The 10,083-nt window shown below is 45.5% G+C and carries 11 protein-coding genes and 1 pseudogene; 11 read left to right on the forward strand and 1 reads right to left on the reverse strand.

What is annotated here, in order from left to right; genetic code table 11:
- The 9 genes from Q0338_RS02730 to Q0338_RS02770 all read left to right on the forward strand — a co-directional run.
- Nucleotides 1-700 (forward strand): hypothetical protein (locus Q0338_RS02730; RefSeq protein ID WP_298085424.1); only part of this gene is annotated, 700 nt, incomplete at its 5' end.
- Nucleotides 700-1,092, forward strand: a complete 393-nt coding sequence (locus Q0338_RS02735; RefSeq protein ID WP_298085425.1) for a VRR-NUC domain-containing protein — start codon at nucleotides 700-702, stop codon at nucleotides 1,090-1,092. The genes Q0338_RS02730 and Q0338_RS02735, both read left to right, overlap by 1 nt.
- A complete protein-coding gene (locus tag Q0338_RS02740) occupies nucleotides 1,092-1,634 on the forward strand; it encodes a hypothetical protein (protein WP_298085426.1) in 543 nt (180 codons plus the stop codon). Before Q0338_RS02735 ends, Q0338_RS02740 begins: the two co-directional genes overlap by 1 nt.
- Nucleotides 1,621-2,916: a terminase family protein gene (locus tag Q0338_RS02745; RefSeq protein ID WP_298085427.1), complete on the forward strand. Its 1,296-nt coding sequence runs from the start codon at nucleotides 1,621-1,623 to the stop codon at nucleotides 2,914-2,916. The genes Q0338_RS02740 and Q0338_RS02745 overlap by 14 nt, the downstream gene beginning before the upstream one ends.
- Before the next feature lie 11 nt (nucleotides 2,917-2,927).
- Complete coding sequence (locus Q0338_RS02750; RefSeq protein ID WP_298085428.1) at nucleotides 2,928-3,227, forward strand: resolvase; 300 nt, start codon at nucleotides 2,928-2,930, stop codon at nucleotides 3,225-3,227.
- Complete coding sequence (locus tag Q0338_RS02755; RefSeq protein WP_298085429.1) at nucleotides 3,217-4,782, forward strand: phage head-tail adapter protein; 1,566 nt, start codon at nucleotides 3,217-3,219, stop codon at nucleotides 4,780-4,782. The genes Q0338_RS02750 and Q0338_RS02755 overlap by 11 nt, the downstream gene beginning before the upstream one ends.
- A 22-nt stretch (nucleotides 4,783-4,804) precedes the next feature.
- Nucleotides 4,805-4,960 (forward strand): hypothetical protein, encoded by a 156-nt coding sequence (locus Q0338_RS02760; RefSeq protein WP_298085430.1) that lies wholly within the window; start codon nucleotides 4,805-4,807, stop codon nucleotides 4,958-4,960.
- On the forward strand, nucleotides 4,953-5,567 hold the full coding sequence (locus Q0338_RS02765) for an HIT family hydrolase (RefSeq protein WP_298085431.1): 615 nt from the start codon (nucleotides 4,953-4,955) through the stop codon (nucleotides 5,565-5,567). The genes Q0338_RS02760 and Q0338_RS02765 overlap by 8 nt, the downstream gene beginning before the upstream one ends.
- A gap of 10 nt (nucleotides 5,568-5,577) precedes the next feature.
- Nucleotides 5,578-5,970 (forward strand): hypothetical protein, encoded by a 393-nt coding sequence (locus Q0338_RS02770; protein ID WP_298085432.1) that lies wholly within the window; start codon nucleotides 5,578-5,580, stop codon nucleotides 5,968-5,970.
- On the opposite strand, the gene Q0338_RS02775 is transcribed toward Q0338_RS02770, so the two are convergent.
- Complete coding sequence (locus Q0338_RS02775) at nucleotides 5,964-6,287, reverse strand: hypothetical protein (RefSeq protein WP_298085433.1); 324 nt, start codon at nucleotides 6,285-6,287, stop codon at nucleotides 5,964-5,966. The genes Q0338_RS02770 and Q0338_RS02775 overlap by 7 nt on opposite strands.
- A 53-nt stretch (nucleotides 6,288-6,340) precedes the next feature.
- Between Q0338_RS02775 and Q0338_RS02780 the strand changes: the two genes are divergently transcribed.
- Both Q0338_RS02780 and Q0338_RS02785 read left to right on the forward strand, forming a co-directional pair.
- A complete protein-coding gene (locus tag Q0338_RS02780) occupies nucleotides 6,341-7,756 on the forward strand; it encodes a hypothetical protein (protein WP_298085434.1) in 1,416 nt (471 codons plus the stop codon).
- A 9-nt stretch (nucleotides 7,757-7,765) separates the two neighbouring features.
- Nucleotides 7,766-10,083, forward strand: a pseudogene (locus tag Q0338_RS02785) (hypothetical protein); the annotation flags it as partial.

Genomic DNA, 10,083 nt, shown 5'->3' on the forward strand with positions numbered 1-10,083 from the left:
TAGCCACAACATAAAACAGATCTATCCAAGCGCCCGCGTAATATACAACGACTATGACGGGTATTGCGAGAGATTGGCGCATATCGAGGAGGCAAACGAAATTCTACGCGCTATAAACCCGCATTACGAAAAATACAAAAAAAGTGAGCCCCTTGACGCAGATGATAAGTCTGCGATAACTCAAATCTTAGACGATTTTAAAAACAAAGGCTTTTATATCGATTGGCTAACATTTAGCTCAATTTTGTTTTACGGCGGGAGCTATGCGCATAACGAAGCCGAATTTAAAAAAGAGAAAAGATTTTTTTCGGGGACTAACGGCCCCGTGCCGCAGTATAGCGCTAAAGGCTATTTAGAGGGCGTAGAGATAGCCCGCAAAGATGCAATGGAACTAATAAAAGAATTTGACGGGCAGGACGTCGTATTGATTTTAGATCCGCCGTATCTGCAGACGGATAAGTCAGGCTACAAATGCTTTTGGGGGTTGCGCGACTTCTTAAAGCTGATTAGATTGGTGCGAGAGCCGTTTATATTTTTTTCAAGCGAAAATAGCGACATATTGCCGTATATCGACGATAGGATAGAGTGCGGCGACGAAGTTTTTAAGGATTACAAAATAAAGCAAGCTAGTCTTGGCAACGGCGATAAGACTAAGCCTGATTATATGATTTACAAAAGCAAGGGAGGGGCGCTGTTTTGATGATACCAAAATACGAAAACACTCTAGCATATGCAAAAGCGACGGGGCAAGTACCGCTAGAGAATTGGGAGATGAAATTCTTTGCCGACTGGCTACGAGCAAATAAGCTCCCATTTACGCACGTAGCAAACGAGAGAGTAGCCAGCGTGCAATACAAAAAGAAACTAAAAGCTATGGGAACTAGCGCGGGCTTTCCCGATATGCTCGTATTTTTGCCGAGCAAGATAGTTTTCGTCGAGATGAAGCGCGCAAAAAAAAGCCTAAGCAGGGTATCGGACGAGCAAGAGGATTGGATAGATACCATCAACTGTTACGGCTACGCAAAAGCGAAAGTTTGCTACGGCTCGGGCGAGGCGATAGATTTTATCAAGAGCGAGCTAGGGAGAAAATAGTGGCAAAAATAACAAACGAGACAAAAGAGAAAATTCTAGCCGATTTTCATACGGGCAAATTTAGCCAAAGAGAGCTGGCTAAAAAATATAACGCGTCAAAGACTACAATTGCGAATTTGACGAAAGGGCTAATCCCGAAAAATGACCGCCTAGTTGAGGCGCAAATATCGCTTTTGTCGGCACAAAGTAGCTTAACGACTACGGAAATGACCGCGATAATGACCGCGGCCAAAGATGAGGCGTATAATAGGGGGCTGATTTTTAATGCCACCCAAAAAAACCTAGCCAAAATCACGGAAATGCTAGATAAAAACACCAAATACGAAAAAGTGGGCGTCGGTGACGGGGTGCAAAATTTCGAGCCGGTGGAACTAAATGCGAACGATTACAAGGCACTGCAAGACGCGATTGATAAAGCAAGCCTAACGCTTGGCGTAAACCAAAGGACCGCGAGCACGACGATCAATAATGCCAATGTGCAACAAAGCGAAGAAACAAAAATCGTGATAGAAAGACGGGAGCTGGCAGATGAGCGAGATTAGGCTCAATCTAAAATACGCTCCTTGGCAGCGCGAAGTATTTTTTGAGAATGACGCGAAATTTACCACGATTGAAAAAGGCAGGCGTTGCGGCTTTACAAAAGGTATGGCCAACGCTTGTATCGAGTGGCTACTAGAGGGCAAAAAAATACTTTGGGTCGATACGGTGGCGGGCAACTTGCAAAGATATTACGAGAGATACTTTTTGCCCGAACTCAAACAGCTTCCAAAAGATTTATGGAAATTTCACGCGCAGGATAAAAAGCTAACAATCAACGGCGCATATCTTGATATGCGATCGGCGGAGCGTCCCGAAAATATCGAGGGTTTTGGCTACGACGTAGTAGTTTTAAATGAGGCGGGCATAATCCTAAAAAACGCCTACCTTTGGGACAACGCCATCCGCCCAATGTTACTTGATTATCCGACGTCAAGAGCCTTTATCGGTGGAGTGCCGAAAGGCAAAAATAAGTTTTTCGACCTCGCCTCGCGCGGTATGAGAAACGACAAAGACTGGGTAAATTTTCAAATCTCCAGCTACAAAAACCCGATGCTGCGTCACGGCGAAATAGACGAGCTAATCGCAGAGCTAGGCGGGGCGGGTAGCGATGTAGTGAGGCAAGAGATTTACGGCGAGTTTTTAGACACTACGACAAACGCGCTTTTTACGCTATCGATGATAGAGAATTCTTTCAGCGCGGCGTGGGATTTCAACGGCAAGGCTTTAGACATTTGGGGGCTCGACGTGGCGCGCGACGGAGACGACGAAAGCGTACTTTGTCAAAGAGAGGGCTACCGCGTGAAAAGCTTTGAGGGCTTTAGAATAGCAAGCGTCACAGGGCTAGCAAGAGAAATATACGGGCGATACGAACGCGCAGAAAATAAGCCAGAAGTGATCTTTATAGATACGATCGGCGTTGGGGCAGGAGTGTATGACACACTGTGCGACTTAGGGCTTAGGGATGTCGTAAGAGAGGCAAAAGCTAGCTTCAAGGCTACGGACGAGCGCAGATATGCAAACAAGCGCGCAGAGATGTATTTTTCTTTGCGCGATGCCTTTTCTTTGCTATCCATGGACGCAAACGAGAAAATTAAAAGACAACTGCAAATGATTGAATATGAATACGATAGTAAAGAAAGATATTTAATACTACCAAAAGACGCGATAAAAAAAGAATATGGAGTAAGCCCTGATTATGCGGATGCTTTGGCTCTCACATTTTTTGACAAAATAACGCCTAAATTTAAGAACGAGTATTCGCGAGATGGTGATTTTGGTTGGTAAAGGATAAAGAAATGGCACGTTTTCCCAAAAATAGGGTAGATTTGACACTGCAAGTTGAGTATATTTACGAGAGAATAGAGCCCGAAATCATACGGCAAATCGCCCCGCTAGACGATGAGGCAATCAAACTATCCGTGGCGACGATGATTTGCGAGTGGATGAAAGGAGTGCGAGTGGTCCCGACAAAACAACACAAAGTGAGATTTGCGAGCGCGCTCAAAGAAAAAGGCGTGGGAATGCGCAGAGTGTGTGAGCTTACAGGGATTAGTAAAAATACATATTATAGGCTGGAGGGGAAAAATGGGCGATAGGGCGGGGTATTTGGATAAGCTAAGACAGATCGCGATGAACGGCTACGAGCATTACAAACCGGCGTTTGATAAGCTTAACGATGCGTATTTGCTTGTGCTAGAGCCTGAGCTATTACAATATCTCAAAGACAAAAACAAAAGCAGAAACTACATACCAAAGCTTAATTCAAAAGCAAAGAGAATTTATGACGGGCTTACAGAGACGTACTTTAATAATGAGAAATTTGCAAAACTAGAGCCATACATCAACTCTACGGGCGACGTGATAGATAAGTGGCAAGAAGCTTTAGACCACTATTGCGAGCAAATTAATCTATACAAAGTTTTTGCACCGATATTTCTCAAAGCCCCGTTTACACCGTCGTCTATCGTCAAAGTATATTGGCAAGGAAGCGGCGCGAGGATAGACGAGATAGACATAGGGGAGATATTTTTTGATCCGAATGCAAAAGACTTAGATGATATACGCTACATCGTGCACCGCATATATCTTACGCCCGAAGACGCAAAAGAGCTTTTAAACGAGGGAGTATATAAAACCGATACGCCAGAAATATTTGACGGCAAAAAGCCGTATGAGAGATTTGAGCTTTTTGAAATATACGAACTCAAAAAGAAAAAATGGCACGTGAGTACGCTCTTTGAAAACAACATACTACGAGATGCCGTAGAGCTAAAAGACGGGCAGCCGTTCGTATTTGGGTATATGCTCCCGCAAGTTAAGGGGAAAACCGATGAGAACTACATTTGTGCGTATGGTGAGCCGGTGCTGGCATCAATGCTACCCTTGCAAGAGGAGCTAAACGTAACCAGAAACTCCGTGACCGACGTGGTAAGAAATCAAGTGATGCCAAAAACCATAATGCCAAAATCAGCTAACGTATCCAGAGACGAGATACACAAGGTTGGAACGCCTATTTTTACGGACGCTCCCGCGGACGTAACTATAATCCCGCCTGGAGACATCGGCGGGGCTATGGCGGCCTTGCAAACCATAGAAAACGAGATGAGCGAAGTTAGCGGCGTATCTCCTCAACAAAACGGAGCGCCTACGACGAGAAAAGAGACTGCCACTATGGCAAGTATAATGGCGAACGAGGGTAGCGTAAGACTGCAAGGCTACATTAGAACCTATAACGAAACCTTCTTTGAGCCTATTTTTGAGAGGTTAGCGTTTCTTGTGTGGAAATACGGCGATCCGATATTTTTTGCGGGTTTTAACCGTGGGGAGGTGCCGAGTTTTAGCGTTAATTTAAACACCGGTATCGGCGCGCTAAATAAAGAGGTGCAAAAACAATCCCTAATGGACGCTAGCGGAGTAATAGGTGCGCAGTTTGGGATGTGCTTGCAACTAGGCGACGGCGACGGTGCGGCTAGAATGAAAGAGGCTAACGAAAAAATTCTTTTAGAGCTCTTACCGCTTTACGGTATCAAAAATCCAAATGAATTTATAGGAAAGGAGGGAAGGCTAATTGATCAGCAATATGCGGGAGCGGATATTCCAGCAGCTATGGGGGGAACTGTGTCTCAAGCGGGAGCTATTGGGTCTATGTGAAAAAAGGCCCTTTAAGGATTTTGTGGAGTTTTTGACCGTGCTGTATAACGAGAATTTATGCGTCGCGGAAAATGAAAAAGAGGATGAGCAAACGAGGCTAAGGGCTATTGAAATTCTAAAAATATTTGATAGCCTTTTAAATTTTTTCAACGAATACAAGGAGAACGACGATGACTGAAAACGAAGCAATTGACGCGCTAATGGGCGCATTTAACGAAGACCAAGAAAGCGAGCCTACGAATGAACCAGCTGCGCAACCTAGTGAGCCACAAGAGGCCCCGCAAGAAGCAAGCAAAGAGCCGGAATTAAAGGAAACACCTAAAAGCGAGGCTGCGCCGAAAGAGAGCGCACCCGCCGTAATGACGCCCGAGCAGCAAGCGATGCTTGACAGTATGGGGCTAGGCGACATCGGACAGATAAGAGAACAATTAGCGCAGTTTCAGGCCGCACAAGCCGCAGCCGCAGAACAGGCTAGACAGCAGGAAATTTTCAACAAAAACTCTGCCGAGTTTAAAAAAGATTTTCCAACGATCAAGCTTGAAGAACTAGGTAAATTTGCCGACGAAAACGGCTTTATGCCACTACTTGGCGAAAATTACGACGGATGGAAAGCAGTCGCGAAGGCAATGATAAATCTAGCCAAAGTAAGTGGCGAGCCTGATCCAATAGTGGGTGGGAATAGAGGCGCTGGCACCGTAAGCGCATTTGACAGAATGGAAAAAGGCGAGAGCGTCAGCGACGTAGAACTAGGTGCTGAGATTTTAAAAACAGCGGGGATGTTATAAGGAGGAGAAAATGGGATTTGGACTTGACACGGGCGCTTGGGCCGTAGATAGCCTAAAAAGAGGGCTTGGCTATAGTGGGGGATCGACTGGTGGCGGCGGCTTTGATTTTATGGGGCTTTTGAAAAACGCTGGCGGGAGAGCTCTAGACTGGCTAGGCAATAGCGACGCGGCGGGAACGCCTAACTGGATGAACGCGCTAGGTATGGCGGGCGGCATTTACTCGGGTATAGCTCAACAACAGGCGGCTAAAAATATGATGAAACAGCAAAAGGCGGCGTTTGATTTTAACAAAATGCTATCCGAGCGACAAATTTCAAGAGAAAATCAGGCAAACCAAAACCTACTCAACGCGTGGAACTCGTCCGCTTTCGGTAAGCGCAAAGACGAGGATGAGGGCTATTGATTTATTGTGGCGTTGTCATCGCTAGCCGCAATAGTCGCGTTTTCGTCGTTTGATACGGCGACTTCGTCCGAGCCTGCGTCGTCGCTGCTAAAGGCATTTGATATGGCTTTAGCGCCCGAAACCAGCAGGCCTAATCCTAGCACGACGCCTGTAGCGATAAGCCCGTTTTGGTTGCTGACGTTATGAAAAAGCGAGTCGTCGTTTATGTATCTTTCGCCGCTGGCAGCGTTTAACCCTGCTTGTATAAAGCTTGTTTGCTCGCTAGCGGCGCAGCCGAGGATAGACAAGCAAAGGGCAACAGATAGGCAATATTTCATAAATAATCCTTTTTGGGATTATAGCGTATTTTACAATTTAAGGAGCAAAAAAGGTGGCGTATTTTAACCCGAATAGAGTAGATTTCAACTACAACACGAACATGATAGATGCGGTCGGAGCAGTCGGACGCTCCCTTTGGGACATATACAAAGAAAACGTGGCAAAAAACCAAAATCAGATGAAAATCAATGAGACTATGCGGTCGAATTTGGCTAGTGAGGCGCTAACGGGCGCAAGAGATGCTGAAACGGCTAGACACAATCTGACTACTGAAGCGGAAACGGCGAGCAATAATGCTTTTACGCAGAAATTCAAGCAAAGCGAGCTAGCCGAAAAAGTAAAAAATTGGAATAACCAAGCTTTGCACTACGCAAATCAAGACAAAATAGGCATGATGAATGCAAATACAAGCCTATACAATGCCGACACGTCGAGGATGAATGCGAATACGCAGGCGCAGAGGCTAGATTTTGATAAGAACAGACAAAACGATCAAGATTTACAGGACGCGATATTGGCGAAATCCAGGGCGAATTTATTAAACGAAACGGATGCCGAGACTGCGGCGCTAATCGGCGTAACTCCACAAAATTTAGAACTCATAAAAAATAATTTAAAACAACAAGGCTTTAATGACGAACAAATCGAGCGAGGGATAAATCAGCATATAAGAACGCAAATCGCCTCGCTTGGCGGTACGTATTGGAATAACCCGCTATCCCAACAGGAAATCATAGAAACGAGAAAAACAAAAAACCAAGAGGTTGAGGATAGTATTTTGAGCGCAAAATCCTTGCTAAAGGAAAATAGCGGGCTAAGAGAAAAAATAGGTAAAAAATACGGAGTAGATGTTGGCGCGCTGGATGATGCAAATTTGGACGCCATTTTGCGCAACGAAATGAAGTCGGGCGGCGGTTTAAACCCGAAAATCATAAGCGCCAGCACGAAAAATTTAAAACCTCTTGCTGACAATATTTCAACGATAAAACTTGCATCTACAATATCAAACATAGTATCCGACGGGGCACAAAAAGAGACGGGTTGGTTCGGGTTAACTAAGCCTGCTAACTCGGTGGCTCAATTTCTTAATAGCGATAGCCAAGAGGCCACTAACGCAAGGGTGGCAATAAACACACTTAGGGCAAAAATGGCAAAAACTGCGCGAAGTAACGCGGTATTGCAGGCGCTCCAAGAGATTATGCCAAAATACGGCGATCCTTCGACGCAAAATTTTCTATCTACCTTAACGGCTGCGGCGCACCTAGCATATACCGACATAGACGCGGCTATCGCCACTCTCCCAAACGGAGTGTATAGCGACAACATCGAGGCTGAACTAAAAAATCTAGACGCCCTCTCCGCCAACATAGAACGGCTAACGGGGATAAGTCCTAAGACGCTTGAGCCGGTGCAGCAACGAGGCGCAAACGGCGGAATGATAGTGAAACAAGGTAGAAACGATTACTAAGGAATAAAAATGCAATTCGTAAATTTAACCGATGAACAAAGAAAACAGATAGCTGCCGAGCAGGCAAGTAAAAATATACAGCCTATACCGATGGAAAAAGGTTTGCAAACAGAGATTTTGCCTTTTTCGCTAAATCCGTTAAAACTTTTTGGCGGCGTAGCGAGTAATGCAGCCGCAGACGTAGCAGGGGCGGATAGGGATTATCGCGCGGATATTTCAAACGCAAAAAATACGGATGAAATAAAAAGCGCGGTAAATAACGCTATTTCAAAATTTGATAATGCAAACCCATTGATCTTTGGTGGGGATGACCTTAAAAAGCAAAAGAGCGAGTTTTTAAAAAATGTCTCAAACTCTATCAGGCAAAGTAAACTAGCTGACGGGCTAAGCGAGTATAACGGCAATTTGTATCTACGTAAAGGAGATGAGCTCTTTGATCTTGACGACGGGCTGATAAAGCAGATCGGGCGAGTGATGAGAGATAATGCCGGCTCTATGGCGGGTGCGGCATTCGGTATAAAAAAGGGCGGCGGCTTTTTGCAAAATATGGCAGGCGGAGCTTTGGGCGCTGCGGGCGGTAGCGGCATAGACCACCTAAATAACTCAAACTACGCAGGACAAGAGGCAAATGCTGCGAATGCGCTAAAAAAAATGGGCGAAGAAGCTTTATTCTCGGTTGCGGGCGACGCACTAATAGGGGCGGCGGCAAAATATGGCAAACCTACGTTAAATCTAGCAGGCAAGGTCACGGATAAAATGCCTCTTTTAAATTTTGGTAAACAGGCTATCGAGGGCGTGCCGACGGCAAACGTAAAAGGAGCGATGAAGTCTGCCGAGGCGATAGCAGGCGACGAGGCCGAAGCAATGCTAAAAAATGCGACAGAAGTAGGCGGATATAAGGTGGACGGCGGCAATATAACCGACCTGCAACTACTAAACCCGATAATCAACAAAGCGAAAGATTTTAGCGCAAAAGCCGCACAAAAGCTCCACCTTGACGATGCGGCCGCTGCAATAAACAATACAAGAGGGCTTGATGCCGAGCGCGAGAAAATCTTAAATTTGGCTCTTAGCGACCGAAAATCCGCCGAACGTCTTTTAAATGCCCTGCGGGGCGATAAAAGCGGACAAGGCGCGAGAAATTTGGCGAATTTAGCCCAAGAGGACGTTAGCCGTCTACGCGAGATGATAGGGCAAAGCGAGACGACGGACTTAAAAGACGTAGTAGAGCAATACTATAAGGCGACGAAAGATGATTTTGGGCAAGCCATAGACAATCTTGATGCGTTTAAAAACGGGCAGAAAATCAAACTCTCAGACGACGCGATCGAGCGGATGAAAGAGGAATACTCGTCAAATTTAAACATTTTCGATAAATCGAGCGATAAAACGCGCGGAGTAATGGACGGATTTAACAGCCTAAAAGGGCGCGAACTGGGCGTAAAAGAGCTAAACGATCTAAGGGCAAACTACAACAAAGGGCTAAACGAAGTCCTAAACTCTGACAAAAACTCATACGCCACAAAGATAAATTTCGCAAAAGGCAAAGAGATACTAGAGCAGGCGATGGACGATCTGCTAGGCGACGACGCCGCGCGAGCGTACCTGAAAGAAAACCTAGAAAAATACAAGGATTATAAGGGTTTTGAAAAAAGCCCGCTTTTTAAAAAGATGACGAATATCGAAAGCTCCACCCAAGACGTAATGAACGCTTTTAGAGATTTGCGCGATACCCAGGGCGGACTTTACGATAGATTTATATCAAAGCTAACTCCCGAGCAAGCGCAAAAGTTTGAACTGGCGGCGATAAAGCAGGATTTCGAGGGGGCGCTTGGTAAAACGGGAACTTTTAACGTGAGAGAGATTTTAAACGGCAAAGAGCTAAACGACGCGCTGAAAAAAACAAATTTTAGAAGCGAGAAAGCAAAAGAGATCGTAAGAGAGATAGACAAGCTCGCAAAAGCTAGGGGAAATTTGGCCGAGATTTTTGCCGCGCTGGATAGTAAATTTATTATGCCGACTAGATTTAATAAAGGCATAGCTACTACTTTCGGAGGAGCTAGTAAGACCGCATTCGTAAACGCCGTGCGCCAAACGGCGCTAAAATACGTGCCCATGATCGGCGACGACGCGGCGCTGGAATACCACCTAAGAGAAGCGGCTAAGGCTATAAAATCGGGAGGCACTCTCGAGGGTTACGCAAAAACGATGGAGAGAAACGGAGCAAGCAAAGAGCAAGCTAAGGCTTTTATGGGCTTCGTAAAAGAAGCCACCGAGCAAGGAAGCAAATTTGAGCAAACGGGAATAAAGCAAGAAAATAAAACCGT

Origin of the sequence: uncultured Campylobacter sp., assembly GCF_938018145.1 — a bacterium.
Lineage (GTDB): Bacteria > Campylobacterota > Campylobacteria > Campylobacterales > Campylobacteraceae > Campylobacter_A.